The organism is Phytobacter sp. RSE-02 (assembly GCF_040578655.1).
GTDB lineage: Bacteria > Pseudomonadota > Gammaproteobacteria > Enterobacterales > Enterobacteriaceae > Phytobacter > Phytobacter diazotrophicus.
Genome location: NZ_JBEULY010000028.1, coordinates 1 through 17,778, shown reverse-complemented (window position 1 = coordinate 17,778; position 17,778 = coordinate 1). Strand labels below are relative to the sequence as shown.

The following is a 17,778-nucleotide window of genomic DNA, read 5'->3' as shown; positions in this document are numbered from 1 at the left end:
CGCAGTGAATGTTTGTGATGCTATACACACATTCATGGAAAGGCGGTTGTTGAAGGGACCAGCACGGGATAATTATCAGTTATCCCATCCACATCGAGGCTGACTATGAAAAACATCGTTTTATGCTGTGCTGCGGGGATGTCCACCAGCATGCTGGTTCAACGCATGAAAGACGCAGCGCAGAAAAAAGGGGTAGAAGTTTCCATTAAGGCCGTTCCCGTCGCTGAGTTTAAAGACAATATCGCTACCGCAGATATTGTCCTGCTCGGGCCACAGGTGAAGTATGAGCAGGCCAAGTTGCAGGCGCAGGCCGAACCGCTGGGCAAAAAAGTCGCGGTTATCGACATGATGGATTACGGCATGATGAAAGGCGATGTCGTTCTGGAAAAAGCCCTCAAGCTGATGGAGTAAGCGCGTGGAAGATTTAGAAACCATCATTATGGAGCTGCTGGTGAATGCAGGTGCAGCGCGCAGCCAGGCGCTGACGGCATTGCAACTGGCGCGTAAAGGCGATTTTGCCGGTGCGGAACAGGCGATGGAAGAGTCCCGCGAATTCGTCAAACACGCACATAAAATCCAGACACAACTTATTGGCCTTGATGAAGGCGCCGGAAAACTACCGGTTAACCTGATTACCGTGCATTCTCAGGATCACTTGATGAATGCGATGGTCATCCAGGATTTGGCGGGAGACATGATTGAACTATACCGCCGCCTGCCGCCCGTTAATCAATAATTAACTCTTGCTCAGTTATGCATGATGCCCGATGAGTCGGGCATTTTGCTGTTTAGCCCCTGTCAACGCGCTATCTGGTGGCGTGTTTTTTTCTGCCATTTATGGCACAACATGAGCATTCTTCTGCTGAACGACATCAGGATCCAGGATGCCTTCGCTCCCTTTTCCCATCTTTACTCTTTTTCTCCTGCTTATCTTACTGGCCAAAGTTTGCCTGCAGCCGGGTGAGAAATCGCGAGGGGTAATGTACTTCATCGTAGGTTGCACACTACTGGTTATTATGTCGGCCCTGCGTTGGGCGTTTGACGCCATGGTGTTTCGCCAGGCTCAGTCATTGCTGGCGATACTTTTTCCGCCGTTGGTGTGGCGCTGCTTTACCGACCTCACAGGGCAAAAGCGCGTCTGGCATATTTCAACATCCATCATACCGCCTACCCTCGCCCTGCTGGCGAATCTTACCTGGCCTGAGGCAACGGATGCCGTACTGGTACTGCTTTATCTGGGGTACGGCATTTCGCTGCTCAGAACTGCTCTGTTGGGCGCCGATGCCTTTGTCTTAACGCGGCTTAGCGATTCGCCAACAACCTCGGTGATGGCGTTTGCCGCCGGATGTTTCCTGTGTTTTTCGAGCCTGACGGATGCAGCGATAGCCTATGATTTTAACCAGTACCATGGGCAGCATGCGCCTCTGTTGGTTGCTATTTCACAAGGTATCTTGTTGCCATTTATTTGTCTGGCGATTTTGTTCACCGGACGAAAAGTCACGCCAACTCCCCTCTACGTGACAGCGGAGGTTACCGGGCCAGAGGTGGTGGATCCAGAAGACAATGATCTCTGCCTGCATCTGGAAAACGCGCTTACGGCACGCGAGCTTTTCCTTGACCCGGATCTTTCATTACAGGGACTGGCACGAAAAACCGGGACACCTGCACGACAAATATCCCGGGCCATCAACCGCACTCGGGGCTGCAATGTCTCCCAGTGGATTAATGGCTTTCGCATTCAGTATGCACAGCGCTTGTTAGTGCAGTCAGATGCTCCTGTCACGCAGATCATGCTGGAGGCAGGTTTCTCCACCAAATCCAATTTTAACCGTGAATTTATGCGCGTCAGCGGGATGAGTCCTGGCGATTTTCGCCGTGCTGAGGCGAGTCGTTCAGGGACTGATTTAAAAACTGACTCATCTGCGTAAACAATTGCTGGTGGATAGCCTGCCGGCTTAGCTGTCCGCCATCCCGGCAAACAATACCCTCACCGGGTTCTGCGGCTTCAATCATTGCCACGGCGCCTGGCTTACATTCTTGCATAAAACTAAAGTGCGTCGCTCCCGTCACGCTGACCAGATGGCGATCCCCCTGCGCAAGTGCAGTAAAGAGGTAGCCTGATTCCAGACGTGCAGGAACATCATCGCTGTCGGCCTGCGCCCCCATAACCAGCACTGGCACGGAAACCTGTGCAAGGCTATCGGGGGTAAAGCCCCTTGCCAGTCCCAAATCCAGAGAAATAACGGCTTTGATGCGTACGTCACGTTGGCTTGCCGCCAACGGTGCCAGTGATTCAGGCTTATCAATACCCAGAACGTGTTTGAGTTTACAGGCTCCCAGCGCCGGATGAGTTTCACAATCTTTCAAAAAGCGAGGCGCAGAAAACTGCGCGCCCGCCAGCTCCATGACTGTCCAGCCTCCCAGAGAGTGACCTACCGCCGCAATGCGTTCGGGGTCGACAGCACCGGCAATGGCGGGTGTATCAGACAGATAATCCAGCATAGCAATCAAATCCCGTGGACGTTCCCACAACTGCTGCGCTGCCACTTCTTCTTTATTGCGAGTGGTGGTGCCAGGATGGTCAACTGCCGCCACAATATAACCCTGAGAGGCCATTCCCTGAGCCAGCCAGTTTAAATTGCGCCAGTTGCCACCGTAACCGTGCGAAAGCAACAAAAGGGGGTGCCGCCGTGCTGTTGGTTTCGCATTGCGAAGTGCAGGAATACCGTGAAACACGGCATTCTCTCCTATGCGTTCGATTTTCCCGGTGTCTGTCGTTGGGTACCACAGGGCGATATCGAGAGGACGGTTGCTGTTTTCATTTATTTGCAGTTGTCTGAATCCGACATTCGCATACGCGGAATAGCTGATAAGAAGAGTAAGCAGTAGCAAAGTAAGGCGACGATACATAATGATTTTCCTGATGAGTTAACACCCGGCTTTTCTAGCATCCGCAGCCTGTGCTCGCGTCCTGAAACACGATCGAGGTCTTTTTTGATGGTTTTTGTACATAAAAAAACCCACCGAAGCGGGTCTTTGCTTTTATTCTGACCAGAAGCGCTTAAGACAAAAAGTCTTCACGTTGCGGCGTGAATGTATCCAACAGCGTTCCTGCTTCCAGGCAAACACAACCGTGCACAACATTTGGCTTTTTGTAGAGGGTATCGCCGGCACTGACCTCTTTCGTTACGCCATCAATCGTAAAGCTAAAGCGTCCTGACAAAACATAAGTGAGCTGTTCGTGCGGATGGCTATGCATCGGCCCTACGGCCCCCTCGGTAAAATTAACCTCCACCGCCATCATCGTGCCGCCATGGGCCAGGATTCTGCGATTGACGCCATTACCCAGATCTTCCAGCACCGTCTCTTTTTTATAAATAAACATTTTTACACCTCGCTAAAACAGAATTTGCAGGCCTGGTATTCAGGCCTGCAGCACGATTAATGCGCCAAACCAAACGTGTATTTAATGATGGCTGACAGGAATGTGAAATCAGGGTCAGCAAAGGTCACACTGTCAACACCCAGATGGCTGAACAACGGTAGTACCAACGCTGGAAGAACACACAGCAGCAGACCGTTTACGAAACTTGCGATCAATGCGCCTCGCAAGCCACCGGTCGCATTACCAAAAATAGCAGCACTGCCACCAGTAATAAAACTCGCCATGATGCCAGGAATAATCACCGGCAGGCCAAGGAACGGGAACAGCGCAACGCAACACAGTTCCGCCATAAAGCTCACCAGAAAACCGATGAGAACCGCATTCGGAGATTTATCAAACAGCACCATCGGATCCACTGCCGGAATGGAGCCGGGCGCAACAATTTGAGAAAAGCCTTTAAAAGCAGGTACGATTTCCTCAGTGAACATGACCACGCCTTTCTTGGCAATGTACAAACCGCCCGCAAACGTCGCTGATTTTTCTAATAACCAAACCAGATAAGGTTTGCCCGCTAACATTTTATCGAGAAAAGCATGTTCAGCGAATATAGAAGAAATGCCCAGCAAACAGAACATGGTCAGAAAAGTGGCAACATCAGCATTCTTGAGGAAACTAAATTTATCGCTAACTTTAACTTCTTCAACGTTCGTCGCGGTATTGCCAAACCATTTACCTAAGTAAGAGCCAATAATATAGGAACTGGATGCAGCATGGGCTATACAATACTCATTGTGGCCGATAATTTTTCGGCTAAAACGTGACAATATAGTCGGAAAAACGGCCATGTAGGTACCAATAACCACAGAGCCAAAAATAATAGCAAATTGCTCACCGTAGCCAAGGCCAACGAGGGCGGCTGTCACGGAAAACGACATAAAGACAATCAGGTGCAGTGACAGATATATCGCTTTAAAACGGGTATAGCGTGCCAGCAGGACGTTAATAATCATCGCGAAAAACAGAATAAATGCGGCAGGCCGACCAAGCTTGTCAATAGTCAACGCCATGATAGCTTCATTGCTTGGGACAACGCCCCGCAAGCCAAACGCATTAGTGAACAGGTCACTGAACATGGTCAGAACACCACCAAGGATGCTCCCACCGGTTTTAATTAATACAAAGCCGATAAAAGCAAGGAGCGTGCCTTTGATAATATTCGTAATGCTACTTTTTTGTAGCGCCAGGCCCAGAAAAGCAATAAAAGCAATTATTATTGCAGGGGTACCCAATATTTTAATTACGTAATCCATAATAAACCCTTTCACCGTAAGTATTGATTATTAACTGATAATGATTTGATCTTTTATTTAGTATTTCAGTAATATTGAAACGAGCCGGTTCCTGAGAAATAAATCCCAGAATTATTTTTATAATTTGGCAATCCATAGAAAGATTGCACTATTCAATGATATAGAGACGCGCTGATTAAAATTAACCAGTCGTTATAAATTTGAGCTTAAGACTTACTATCAGGATATGAAAATAGAGCCCCTTATTTCTTGCCATGAAAATGGCCTGGATAAAACATCTGCTAACGGTGCATATTTTAACAAACAGGGAAAAAGAAATTGTGACGCACACAACTAAAACACCATTTCATTTTAATTAATCCAGGATTTTACTTATTGGTGTTGGCAGAACGCCAGAGGAGTGATTCAGAGAGGGGCAATAAAAAGCGGGCACAAAAAAGGCAAAAAAAACTGCACCTTAGTCAGTTGGGATCCAACCTTTGGGGTGCAGCTTAACTAATATTAACGTGTCAGCAACGATTACTCGTTGTCAGAACCGCCCAGACCTGCGTTCAGCAGTTCTGCCAGGCTGGCAGATGCATCTTCAGCAGTTACCTGCGGTGCAGCCGGGAGTTCACCCGCTGCGCGACGGCGCATACGATCCTGGTGGTACGCGTAACCGGTACCTGCCGGGATCAGACGACCCACGATAACGTTCTCTTTCAGGCCACGCAGTTCGTCGCGTTTGCCCGCAACGGCTGCTTCGGTCAGGACACGTGTCGTTTCCTGGAACGATGCCGCAGAGATGAAGGACTCGGTTGCCAGAGACGCTTTGGTGATACCCAGCAGATCGCGCGAGAAGGTCGCACCGATTTTGCCGTTCGCTTCCAGATCGCGGTTCGCAATCTTGACGCGGGAGTATTCAACCTGCTCGCCTTCCAGGAAGTCGGAGCTACCTGCATTTTCGATGGTCGCTTTACGCAGCATCTGACGAACGATAACTTCGATGTGTTTATCGTTAATCTTAACGCCTTGCAGACGGTAAACGTCCTGTACTTCGTTGGTGATGTAACGCGTAACCGCGTGAACACCACGAAGACGCAGAATGTCGTGCGGCGCTTCCGGACCGTCGGAAACCACGTCACCACGTTCTACACGTTCACCTTCAAACACGTTGAGCTGACGCCATTTCGGAATCATCTCTTCGTACGGATCGCTACCGTCTACCGGGGTGATAACCAGACGACGTTTCCCTTTGGTTTCTTTACCGAAGGAAATGATACCGCTGATTTCAGCCAGGATTGCCGGCTCTTTCGGACGACGTGCTTCGAACAGGTCCGCAACGCGCGGCAGACCACCGGTGATGTCCTTGGTACCGCCGGATTCCTGCGGAATACGCGCCAGGGTGTCACCAGAACTGATCTGTACGCCATCTTCCAGCTGAACAATCGCTTTACCTGGCAGGAAGTACTGCGCAGGCATATCGGTGCCAGGGATCAGAACGTCGTTACCCTGACCATCAACGATTTTCAGTGCCGGACGCAGATCTTTACCACCGGTAGTACGTTCAGCAGAATCCAGAACCACCAGAGAAGACAGACCGGTCAGCTCGTCAGTCTGACGAGTAATGGTCTGGCCGTCGATCATGTCAGTAAAGCGGATGAAACCACTTACTTCGGTGATTACTGGCATAGTGTGCGGATCCCAGTTTGCGACGGTTTCACCGCCAGCAACCTGCTCACCATCACCTTTCGCCATAACAGCACCGTAAGGCACTTTATAGCTCTCTTTGGTACGACCGAATTCGTCGATCAGTTTCAGCTCGGTGTTACGAGAGGTCACAACCAGCTTGCCTGATGAGTTAACAACAGACTTCGCATTGCTGAGCTTGATGCTACCTTTGTTTTTCACCTGGATGCTGGATTCAGCAGCCGCACGAGATGCCGCACCACCGATGTGGAACGTACGCATCGTCAGCTGTGTACCCGGCTCACCGATGGACTGCGCCGCGATAACGCCGATGGCCTCACCTTTGTTGATGATGTGGCCACGCGCCAGGTCACGACCATAGCAGTGCGCACATACACCAAAGTCGGTGTCACAGGATACAACGGAACGCACTTTGACGGAGTCAACAGAGTTCGCTTCCAGCAGGTCACACCAGTGCTCGTGCAGCAGCGTGTTGCGTGGAACCAGAATATCTGCTGTACCCGGTTTCAGAATATCTTCTGCCGTTACACGACCCAGTACGCGATCGCGCAGTGGCTCTTTAACATCACCACCCTCGATAACCGGGGTCATGGTGATACCTTCGAGGGTGCCACAATCGTCTTCGGTCACAACCAGATCCTGCGCAACGTCAACCAGACGACGCGTCAGATAACCGGAGTTCGCTGTTTTCAGTGCGGTATCCGCCAGACCTTTACGCGCACCGTGCGTGGAGATGAAGTACTGGAGTACGTTCAGACCTTCACGGAAGTTCGCGGTGATTGGCGTTTCGATGATGGAGCCATCCGGCTTCGCCATCAGACCACGCATACCAGCAAGCTGACGAATCTGTGCCGCAGAACCACGCGCACCGGAGTCGGCCATCATGTAGATGCTGTTGAAGGAAACCTGCTGCTCTTCTTTACCTTCACGGTTGATAACCGTTTCGGTCTGCAGGTTGTCCATCATCGCCTTGGATACACGATCGTTCGCCGCAGCCCAGATATCGATAACTTTGTTATAGCGTTCGCCTGCGGTAACCAGACCAGACTGGAACTGCTCCTGGATCTCAGCCACTTCGGCTTCCGCCTCGGAGATGATCTCGTGTTTCTTCTCCGGGATAACCATGTCATCGATACCAACAGATGCACCTGAACGCGCTGCATAAGCAAAGCCGGTGTACATCGTCTGGTCAGCAAAGATAACGGTCGGTTTCAGACCCAAAATGCGGTAACAGGTGTTCAGCATTTTGGAGATCGCTTTTTTACCCAGAGGCTGGTTCACGATAGAGAACGGCAGACCTTTCGGCACGATCATCCACAGGATCGCACGACCAACGGTCGTATCGATCAGGCTGGTTTTAGACGTAAATTCGCCCTGTGCATTTTTTTCATACTCAGTGATACGCACTTTAACGCGCGCATGCAGAGAGGCCAGGCCAGCGCGATAAATACGCTCAGCTTCTTTCGGGCCAGTCAGCACCATGCCTTCGCCTTTGGCGTTAACACAGTCACGGGTCATGTAGTACAGACCCAGTACAACGTCCTGAGACGGAACGATGATAGGTTCGCCGTTCGCCGGGGACAGGATGTTGTTGGTAGACATCATCAGCGCACGCGCTTCAAGCTGGGCTTCCAGCGTCAGCGGTACGTGAACAGCCATCTGGTCACCATCGAAGTCGGCGTTGTATGCCGCACAAACCAGCGGGTGCAACTGGATAGCTTTACCTTCGATCAGTACCGGTTCAAAGGCCTGGATACCCAGACGGTGCAGTGTTGGTGCACGGTTCAACAGTACCGGGTGTTCGCGGATCACTTCGTCCAGGATATCCCAGACGACAGCTTCTTCGCGCTCAACCATTTTCTTCGCGGCTTTGATGGTGGTGGCGAGGCCACGCAGTTCCAGCTTGCCGTAAATGAACGGTTTGAACAGCTCCAGCGCCATTTTCTTCGGCAGACCGCACTGATGCAGACGCAGGTATGGACCTACGGTGATTACAGAACGACCGGAGTAGTCAACACGCTTACCGAGCAGGTTCTGACGGAAACGACCCTGTTTACCTTTGATCATGTCGGCCAAAGATTTCAGAGGACGTTTGTTAGAACCGGTGATCGCACGACCGCGACGACCGTTATCCAGCAGGGCGTCAACCGCTTCCTGCAGCATACGTTTTTCGTTGCGTACGATGATGTCCGGCGCAGCCAGATCCAGCAGACGTTTCAGACGGTTGTTACGGTTAATAACGCGACGATACAGATCGTTCAGATCGGACGTTGCGAAACGACCACCATCCAGCGGAACCAGCGGACGCAGATCTGGCGGCAGAACCGGCAGAACAGTCAGGATCATCCACTCCGGCTTGTTGCCAGATTGTACGAACGCTTCCAGCAGTTTGATACGCTTGGTCAGCTTCTTACGCTTGGTTTCGGAGTTAGTTTCGTTCAGCTCTTCACGAAGCTGCTCGCACTCTTGCTCCAGATCCATGCTCTTGAGCAGGGCCTGGATAGCTTCCGCACCCATCTTCGCGTCGAATTCGTCACCGAACTCTTCCAGCGCGTCCAGATACTGTTCTTCGGTCAGAATCTGGTTACGTTCCAGGTTCGTCATACCGCCTTCGATAACCACATAGGATTCGAAGTACAGAACACGTTCGATATCACGCAGCGGCATATCCAGCAGCAAACCGATACGGGACGGCAGAGATTTCAGGAACCAGATGTGAGCAGTCGGAGACGCCAGCTCGATGTGGCCCATACGCTCACGGCGCACTTTAGTCTGGGTCACTTCAACGCCGCACTTCTCACAGATCACACCGCGGTGTTTCAGGCGCTTGTACTTACCGCACAGGCACTCGTAGTCTTTTACTGGTCCGAAAATACGGGCGCAGAAAAGGCCGTCACGCTCAGGTTTGAACGTACGGTAGTTAATGGTTTCCGGCTTTTTAACTTCACCGAAAGACCATGAACGGATCATGTCTGGCGAAGCCAGAGCAATTTTGATCGCATCAAACTCTTCGGTTTTAGTTTGCGCTTTCAGAAACTTTAATAAGTCTTTCACGGATTTGCTCCCGTCGGAGTTAGCACACTCTGCTGTCGGGTTTTACCCCGACAGCAGTGACCTGTTTGAGCGAGAATTACTCGTCTTCCAGTTCGATGTTGATACCCAGCGAACGAATCTCTTTCAACAGTACGTTGAAGGATTCCGGCATGCCCGGTTCCATCTGATGGTTGCCGTCCACGATGTTTTTATACATCTTGGTACGACCGTTCACGTCATCAGACTTAACGGTGAGCATTTCCTGCAGGGTGTAGGCGGCGCCGTAAGCTTCCAGCGCCCACACTTCCATCTCCCCGAAGCGCTGACCACCGAACTGCGCCTTACCACCCAGCGGCTGCTGAGTAACCAGGCTGTAAGAACCGGTAGAACGAGCGTGCATTTTGTCGTCGACCAGGTGGTTCAGTTTCAGCATGTACATGTAACCTACGGTTACCGGACGCTCGAACTGTTCACCGGTGCGGCCGTCATACAGTGTGATCTGACCGGAAGTCGGCAGGTCACCCAGTTGCAGCAGCTCTTTAATCTCAGCTTCTTTGGCACCGTCGAATACCGGCGTTGCGATTGGCATACCTTTTTTCAGGTTCTCAGCCAGACGCAGTACTTCTTCATCGCTGAAGGTGTTCAGGTCAACTTTCTGACGAACATCGGCACCGAGGTCATACGCTTTCTGGATGAATTCGCGAAGTTTCGCGACTTCTTGCTGCTGTTTCAGCATGGCATTGATCTTATCGCCGATACCTTTCGCAGCCATACCCAGGTGGGTTTCCAGAATCTGACCGATGTTCATACGAGACGGTACGCCCAGCGGGTTCAGTACGATATCTACCGGCGTACCGTTAGCATCGTGCGGCATATCTTCGATCGGGTTGATCTTCGAGATAACACCCTTGTTACCGTGACGACCTGCCATTTTGTCACCCGGTTGGATCTGACGTTTCACGGCCAGATAAACCTTAACAATCTTCAGCACGCCCGGTGCCAGATCATCGCCCTGGGTGATTTTGCGGCGTTTCGCTTCGAGTTTTTTCTCGAACTCGTGTTTCAGTTCGTCATACTGCTCAGCCAGTTGTTCCAGCTGATTTTGTTTCTCTTCGTCGGTCAGGCCGAGTTCCAGCCAGCGGTCACGCGGCAGTTTGTCGAGCTTCTCAGCTTCGATGCCACCGGAAACCAGCACCGCGTAGATACGACTGAACAGACCGGCTTCGAGGATCTGCAGTTCTTCAGACAGGTCTTTCTTGGCCTGTTTGAGCTGCATCTCTTCGATTTCCAGCGCACGTTTGTCTTTTTCTACGCCATCGCGGGTAAAGACCTGAACGTCGATAACGGTACCAGAGACACCATTTGGTACGCGCAGAGAAGAGTCTTTAACGTCAGACGCTTTCTCACCGAAGATCGCACGCAGCAGTTTCTCTTCTGGGGTCAGCTGGGTTTCACCTTTCGGCGTTACCTTACCAACCAGAATGTCACCGCCGGTCACTTCCGCACCGATGTAAACGATACCGGATTCATCCAGTTTGGAGAGCGCAGCTTCACCCACGTTCGGGATGTCAGCGGTGATCTCTTCCGGCCCCAGCTTGGTGTCACGGGACACACACGCCAGTTCCTGAATGTGGATGGTGGTGAAACGGTCTTCCTGGACAACACGCTCAGATACGAGGATGGAGTCTTCGAAGTTGTAACCGTTCCACGGCATGAACGCGACGCGCATGTTCTGACCGAGCGCCAGTTCACCAAGGTCAGTGGACGGGCCATCTGCCAGCACGTCGCCGCGCTCGATTGGCTCACCCAGAGAGACACACGGCATCTGGTTGATACAGGTGTTCTGGTTAGAACGGGTGTACTTGGTCAGGTTGTAGATGTCGATACCGGCTTCGCCAGGGTACATCTCGTCTTCGTTAACTTTGATAACGATACGGGACGCATCCACGTACTGAACCATACCACCACGTTTAGCAACCGCAGTAACACCGGAGTCAACGGCAACAGCACGTTCCATACCGGTACCAACCAGCGGCTTATCAGCGCGCAGAGTCGGAACCGCCTGACGTTGCATGTTCGCACCCATCAATGCACGGTTGGCGTCATCGTGTTCCAGGAACGGGATCAGGGACGCACCGACGGAAACCACCTGCTGGGTGGATACGTCCATGTAGTCAACCTGGTCGCGGCTGAACAAGCTGGATTCGCCTTTGCTACGGCAGGTAACCAGATCTTCTACAAAGTGGCCTTCGTCATCCAGGTTGGAGTTCGCCTGAGCGATAACGTAGTTACCTTCTTCAATAGCAGACAGGTAGTGAATTTCGTCGGTTACAACACCGTCAGTCACTTTACGATACGGCGTCTCAAGGAAGCCATATTCGTTAGTCTGTGCGTACACGGACAGGGAGTTGATCAGACCGATGTTCGGACCTTCAGGCGTTTCGATAGGGCATACGCGACCGTAGTGAGTCGGGTGTACGTCTCGAACTTCAAAGCCTGCGCGTTCACGGGTCAGACCGCCTGGGCCGAGTGCGGAGATACGACGTTTGTGCGTGATCTCAGACAGCGGGTTGTTCTGGTCCATAAACTGAGACAGCTGACTGGAACCGAAGAACTCTTTCACTGCTGCAGAAATCGGCTTGGCGTTGATCATGTCCTGAGGCATCAGGGTATCCAGATCGCCCAGAGACAGACGCTCTTTCACCGCACGCTCAACGCGGACCAGGCCAACGCGGAACTGGTTTTCCGCCATTTCGCCAACGGAACGGATACGACGGTTGCCGAGGTGGTCGATATCATCGACTTCGCCTTTACCGTTACGGATATCGATGAGCTTCTTCATCACTTCGATGATGTCTTCTTTGCTCAGGATACCGGAACCTTCGATCTCGTCGCGCAGCAGAGAACGGTTGAACTTCATACGACCAACCGCGGACAGATCGTAGCGGTCTTCGGAGAAGAACAGGTTCTCGAACAGGCTTTCAGCAGCTTCACGAGTCGGCGGCTCACCAGGGCGCATCATGCGGTAGATTTCTACCAGCGCGCTCAGACGATCGTTGGTTGGGTCGACGCGTACAGTCTCAGAGATGTACGGACCGTGGTCCAGATCGTTGGTGAACAGCGTTTCGATACGCTTGTGACCAGACTGGCTCAGTTTAGCCAGCAGATCCAGGCTCAGCTCCATGTTCGCCGGGCAGATCAACTCACCGGTAGACTCATCCACGTAATCTTTGGACGCGACTTTACCAGCGATGTACTCAACCGGTACTTCGATGTGCTGAATCTCGTCTTTTTCCAGCTGACGAATATGGCGCGCAGTGATGCGGCGGCCTTTTTCTACATAGACTTTACCGTTAGCTTCGATGTCAAAAGATGCGGTCTCGCCACGCAGGCGTTCCGGCACCAGTTCCATCTGCAGCTTGTTGTCGCGAATTTCGAAGACAACTTTTTCAAAGAACAGATCAAGAATCTGCTCAGTGGTGTAATCCAGTGCGCGCAGAATAATGGTCGCAGGCAATTTACGACGACGGTCAATACGAACAAACAGGTTGTCTTTCGGATCGAACTCGAAGTCCAGCCAGGAACCACGGTAAGGGATGATGCGCGCGTTATAAAGCACCTTACCAGAAGAGTGGGTTTTGCCTTTGTCGCTGTCGAAGAAAACGCCAGGACTACGGTGCAACTGAGAAACGATAACGCGCTCAGTACCGTTGATGACAAAAGTACCATTGTCGGTCATGAGCGGAATTTCGCCCATGTACACTTCTTGTTCTTTAATGTCTTTAACGGTGCCTTCCGGCGCTTCGCGCTCGTAGATCACCAGACGCAGTTTTACGCGCAGCGGTGCGGAATAGGTTACGCCACGAATTTGACATTCTTTAACGTCAAATACAGGTTCGCCAAGACGGTAGCTGACGTACTGCAGTTCAGAATTGCCGCTATAGCTGGCAATTGGGAACACGGAGCGGAAAGCCGCTTCCAGGCCGTACTGCCCTTCAGGATCTTGCTCGATAAACTTCTGGAACGAGTCAAGCTGGATAGAAAGGAGATATGGAATGTCCAGAACTTGTGGACGTTTACCAAAATCCTTACGAATACGTTTTTTCTCGGTATAGGAGTAAACCATAGGGTTCCTCAGCTCGCTGACAAGTCGACCCACTCTGTCCATCGGAGGGACAGTTTATGCAACACCATTTTGTTGACCGGAAAATCGAATACTTTCCGCAATATCTGTTGCTATCACGCTTAAATCATTTCATTGCGATTTACACAGAGCGAGGCGCCTGTCGCAGTATATTAAGTCGTCGATAGAAACAAACATTGTCAGGACTACCAGCAGTCAAACAGTGTGAAATGCTGCTGGCGCCTTACAGCGCAAAATGGCTGGTGACTAAAAAGTCACCAGCCATCGGCCTGATTTCTCAGGCTTCAACCAGAAAAGTTGGCTTATTTAACTTCAACTTCAGCGCCAGCTTCTTCCAGAGATTTTTTCAGTGCTTCGGCGTCGTCTTTGCTGATGCCTTCTTTCAGGGCAGCAGGTGCAGATTCAACCAGGTCTTTAGCTTCTTTCAGACCCAGGCCAGTTGCGCCACGTACTGCTTTGATAACAGCAACTTTGTTAGCGCCAGCAGCTTTCAGAATTACGTCGAATTCAGTTTTTTCTTCAGCAGCTTCAACCGGGCCAGCAGCTACAGCTACAGCAGCAGCAGCGGAAACACCGAATTTTTCTTCCATTGCAGAGATCAGCTCAACAACGTCCATTACGGACATAGCGGATACTGCTTCAATGATTTGATCTTTAGTGATAGACATTTAAATTGTTCCTGAATATCAGAATAAGTTTATACGTAAGCGAATGCGTTACAAAGACAACTGCGATTAAGCAGCTTCTTTCGCATCGCGTACAGCAGCCAGAGTACGAACCAGTTTGCCAGCCGAAGCTTCTTTCATGGTTGCCATCAGGCGTGCAATTGCTTCTTCGTAGGTCGGCAGAGTTGCCAGGCGATCGATCTGGGATGCCGGGATTAACTCACCTTCAAAGGCAGCGGCTTTGACCTCAAATTTTGCATTCGCTTTCGCGAAATCTTTGAACAGACGAGCAGCAGCGCCCGGGTGTTCCATAGAGTATGCAATCAGGGTCGGACCAACGAACGCGTCTTTCAGGCACTCGAACTGAGTACCTTCAACAACACGGCGCAGCAGGGTGTTACGAACAACACGCATGTATACGCCGGCTTCGCGACCTGCTTTACGCAGTTCGGTCATTTTATCTACGGTAACGCCACGGGAATCCGCAACAACCGCAGACAGCGCGCCTTTGGCTACTTCGCTGACTTCAGCAACAATCGCTTGTTTGTCTTGAAGATTTAAAGCCATTAGCTTTGCTCCTGGATGTTTGCCAGAACAAAATGTTCTGGAACTCACTTCACTCTTCCCAACGAGAAGAGCGTCTTAATACGGTGAGCAGAAACAAGCCAGAGTATAAAAAATAATCTTAGCGTTCTGTCACCGTCTACGCAGGGGATTAAGTTTCTTACGAAACTCCTGCGGTCTTCGACGGAGGCCTGGATAGGCCAGGCTCCAACGAACAAATCTTGTCTATGACTTCGTCCTTCGAACTGCTGCTGCGTTGCCTGCTCTCGCTCACACCAGTCACATAATTAACTATGCTCTTGGCGATTCACTCGCTTGCCGCCTTGCCGCAATTCAAATGACTCGCATAGCGTCTGTATCTTTCAACAGAATCGTGGGGGTAAAATTGTAGACAAATTCACCGCCCACGTAAAGGCATTAGTTTGCAGAAGCGCTCAGGCCAGCCTGATCAACTGCAACACCGGCACCCATGGTGGTGGAGATGCTGATTTTCTTGATGTACACGCCTTTCGCCTGAGTCGGTTTTGCTTTTTTCAGCGCAACCAGCAGAGCTTCCAGGTTTTCTTTCAGTTTGTCAGCGTCAAAATCCACTTTACCGATGGTGGTGTGAATGATGCCGTTTTTGTCGTTACGGTAACGAACCTGACCTGCTTTCGCGTTTTTAACCGCTTCAGCAACGTTCGGCGTTACAGTACCCACTTTCGGGTTTGGCATCAGGCCACGCGGACCCAGAACCTGGCCCAACTGGCCGACAACGCGCATTGCATCCGGGGAAGCAATAACAACGTCAAAGTTCATTTCGCCTTTTTTGATCTGGTCTGCCAGATCTTCCATACCTACTAGCTCAGCGCCTGCAGCTTTAGCAGCTTCAGCGTTTGCGCCCTGAGTAAATACGGCTACGCGAACGGAACGGCCAGTACCGTGCGGCAGTACAGTTGCACCACGTACGTTCTGATCAGATTTACGCGCGTCGATGCCGAGGTTAACAGCAACATCAACGCTTTCTACGAATTTAGCAGTGGCCAGCTCTTTCAGCAGAGAGATAGCTTCGTTGATGTCGTACTGTTTGGTCGCATCAACTTTGTCACGGATCACGCGCATGCGCTTGGTCAGTTTAGCCATTTCTTAGTCCTCCACTACCAGGCCCATGGAACGTGCAGTACCTTCAATGGAGCGAGTCATCGCTTCAATGTCGGCACCAGTCATGTCGGCAGCTTTGGTCTGCGCGATTTCCTGCAGCTGAGCGCGGGAAATTTTACCCACTTTGTCTTTGTTCGGCTTGCCGGAACCAGACTTGATACCAGCCGCTTTCTTCAGCAGAACTGCTGCCGGAGGCGTTTTGGTAACGAAAGTGAAAGAACGGTCAGCGTAAACGGTAATAACAACCGGAATCGGCAGACCTTTTTCCATGGAATCAGTTTTCGCGTTGAACGCTTTACAGAATTCCATGATGTTAACACCCTGCTGACCCAGAGCCGGACCAACCGGTGGGCTCGGGTTTGCCATGCCAGCTGCAACCTGCAGCTTGACGTAGGCCTGGACTTTCTTAGCCATTCTAAATTCCTCGTTTGGGTTATAGCGCCCGGAAGGGCTCCCCGTGTTTAAATTCGTTTTACGGGTACGGGACCCATAAAATCAAAAGGCGCGAAATTGTATGCCAACTTCGCGCCTTGTGCAACATTTGATCGCCTTTTTTTAGGCTTTCTCTACCTGGCTAAAGTCCAGCTCCACCGGGGTCGCACGACCAAAAATGGAAACAGAAACTTTCAGGCGGGACTTCTCGTAGTCAACTTCTTCGACCACACCATTGAAGTCAGCAAACGGACCATCGTTAACGCGGACCATTTCACCTGGTTCGAACAGCGTTTTAGGACGCGGCTTATCACCCACCTGCTGCAGGCGGTTCATAATCGCATCAACTTCTTTATCGCTGATCGGCGCCGGACGATCGGAAGTACCGCCGATGAAGCCCATTACGCGCGGAACGCTGCGCACCAGGTGCCAGCTTGCGTCGTTCATGACCATCTGGACCAGTACGTAACCCGGGAAGAATTTACGCTCGCTTTTACGACGCTGGCCGCCACGGATTTCGACCACTTCTTCGGTCGGCACCATAACTTCGCCAAACAACTCTTCCATATTGTGTAATTTGATGTGCTCACGCAGCGAAGTCGCTACGCGGCCTTCAAAACCGGAAAACGCCTGAACGACGTACCAGCGCTTTTTAGGAGCTTCAGACATCTCAGAACCTCAGGCCAGTGATAAAGGAAACGAGGCGAACCAGAATACCATCCAGTCCCCACAGAATAAGTGACATAACCGCAGTTACCGCAGCTACGATCAATGTGGTGTGCAATGTTTCCTGGCGAGTAGGCCAAATTACCTTACGGACTTCAGTTCTCGCTTCGCGGGCAAACGCAACGGTCGCTTTACCCTTCGTCGTCAACAGCGCGACACCACCTGCTGCAGCAATCAGAATCACAACGGCCAGCGCACGCAGCGGCAGCATCATGTCACGATAAAGGTAGTTGCCAACGATCGCTACGAGCAACAGAACAGCAACAACAACCCACTTCATCGCTTCCAGGCCGCGCCCGCTCCCTTGAGCTTCGGTATTCGCACTCATAAACCAACCTGTTACAAGAATCAGACAAACATTTTTGCCCCGCATAGGCGAGGCAACCAAACCGAAATGCTCTGGCGCGTTTCGGATTTAACGCCATCTACAGAGCCTGTCTCAGCAATGATTATGACAAAAAAAATCACTGATGAGCCAGGTTCTGATTCGAGAGCGTGCAAAAAGGGCATCAAATGATGCCCTTTTCTTACGCTTAGCGTCAAATGTTATCAGCGATTAGCCGAGAACTTTTGCTACAACGCCCGCGCCTACAGTACGGCCGCCTTCACGGATTGCGAAACGCAGACCGTCGTCCATCGCGATCGGGTGGATCAGGGTAACAACCATTTTGATGTTGTCGCCCGGCATTA

General features: G+C 51.3%; 14 protein-coding genes and 1 pseudogene. 3 read left to right on the top strand and 12 right to left on the bottom strand.

What is annotated here, in order from left to right; genetic code table 11:
• Positions 1–105: 105 nt before the first annotated feature.
• The 3 genes from ABU190_RS26325 to ABU190_RS26315 all read left to right on the top strand — a co-directional run bounded on the left by ABU190_RS26325 (position 106) and on the right by ABU190_RS26315 (position 1,928).
• Positions 106–411: a PTS sugar transporter subunit IIB gene (locus tag ABU190_RS26325; protein ID WP_039076854.1), complete on the top strand. Its 306-nt coding sequence runs from the start codon at positions 106–108 to the stop codon at positions 409–411.
• 4 nt (positions 412–415) lie between these two features.
• Positions 416–736: a PTS lactose/cellobiose transporter subunit IIA gene (locus ABU190_RS26320; RefSeq protein WP_039076855.1), complete on the top strand. Its 321-nt coding sequence runs from the start codon at positions 416–418 to the stop codon at positions 734–736.
• 148 nt (positions 737–884) lie between these two features.
• The gene (locus ABU190_RS26315) at positions 885–1,928 is read left to right on the top strand and encodes a helix-turn-helix domain-containing protein (RefSeq protein WP_354692828.1); all 1,044 of its coding nucleotides are present in this window, start codon (positions 885–887) and stop codon (positions 1,926–1,928) included.
• Here the strand turns inward: ABU190_RS26315 and ABU190_RS26310 are convergent.
• The 12 genes and pseudogenes from ABU190_RS26310 to tuf all read right to left on the bottom strand — a co-directional run.
• Complete coding sequence (locus tag ABU190_RS26310; RefSeq protein WP_354692827.1) at positions 1,846–2,910, bottom strand: alpha/beta fold hydrolase; 1,065 nt, start codon at positions 2,908–2,910, stop codon at positions 1,846–1,848. The genes ABU190_RS26315 and ABU190_RS26310 overlap by 83 nt on opposite strands.
• Before the next feature lie 151 nt (positions 2,911–3,061).
• Positions 3,062–3,385 (bottom strand): cupin domain-containing protein, encoded by a 324-nt coding sequence (locus ABU190_RS26305; protein WP_039076858.1) that lies wholly within the window; start codon positions 3,383–3,385, stop codon positions 3,062–3,064.
• A 56-nt stretch (positions 3,386–3,441) separates the two neighbouring features.
• Complete coding sequence (locus tag ABU190_RS26300) at positions 3,442–4,695, bottom strand: PTS ascorbate transporter subunit IIC (RefSeq protein ID WP_354692826.1); 1,254 nt, start codon at positions 4,693–4,695, stop codon at positions 3,442–3,444.
• Positions 4,696–5,214: 519 nt separating this feature from the next.
• The gene (gene rpoC, locus ABU190_RS26295; protein WP_039076859.1) at positions 5,215–9,438 is read right to left on the bottom strand and encodes a DNA-directed RNA polymerase subunit beta'; all 4,224 of its coding nucleotides are present in this window, start codon (positions 9,436–9,438) and stop codon (positions 5,215–5,217) included.
• A 76-nt stretch (positions 9,439–9,514) separates the two neighbouring features.
• On the bottom strand, positions 9,515–13,543 hold the full coding sequence (gene rpoB, locus ABU190_RS26290; RefSeq protein WP_039076860.1) for a DNA-directed RNA polymerase subunit beta: 4,029 nt from the start codon (positions 13,541–13,543) through the stop codon (positions 9,515–9,517).
• A gap of 320 nt (positions 13,544–13,863) precedes the next feature.
• On the bottom strand, positions 13,864–14,229 hold the full coding sequence (gene rplL, locus ABU190_RS26285; protein WP_002884142.1) for a 50S ribosomal protein L7/L12: 366 nt from the start codon (positions 14,227–14,229) through the stop codon (positions 13,864–13,866).
• A 66-nt stretch (positions 14,230–14,295) separates the two neighbouring features.
• The gene (rplJ, locus tag ABU190_RS26280) at positions 14,296–14,793 is read right to left on the bottom strand and encodes a 50S ribosomal protein L10 (protein ID WP_007704673.1); all 498 of its coding nucleotides are present in this window, start codon (positions 14,791–14,793) and stop codon (positions 14,296–14,298) included.
• Between the two features lie 414 nt (positions 14,794–15,207).
• A complete protein-coding gene (gene rplA / locus ABU190_RS26275) occupies positions 15,208–15,912 on the bottom strand; it encodes a 50S ribosomal protein L1 (protein ID WP_039076861.1) in 705 nt (234 codons plus the stop codon).
• Positions 15,913–15,915: 3 nt separating this feature from the next.
• Positions 15,916–16,344: a 50S ribosomal protein L11 gene (gene rplK / locus ABU190_RS26270; protein WP_006688357.1), complete on the bottom strand. Its 429-nt coding sequence runs from the start codon at positions 16,342–16,344 to the stop codon at positions 15,916–15,918.
• A gap of 141 nt (positions 16,345–16,485) precedes the next feature.
• A complete protein-coding gene (gene nusG / locus ABU190_RS26265; RefSeq protein WP_001287521.1) occupies positions 16,486–17,031 on the bottom strand; it encodes a transcription termination/antitermination protein NusG in 546 nt (181 codons plus the stop codon).
• Position 17,032: 1 nt separating this feature from the next.
• The gene (gene secE, locus ABU190_RS26260; protein ID WP_003033128.1) at positions 17,033–17,416 is read right to left on the bottom strand and encodes a preprotein translocase subunit SecE; all 384 of its coding nucleotides are present in this window, start codon (positions 17,414–17,416) and stop codon (positions 17,033–17,035) included.
• Between the two features lie 228 nt (positions 17,417–17,644).
• Positions 17,645–17,778: pseudogene (gene tuf / locus ABU190_RS26255) on the bottom strand (elongation factor Tu); the annotation flags it as partial.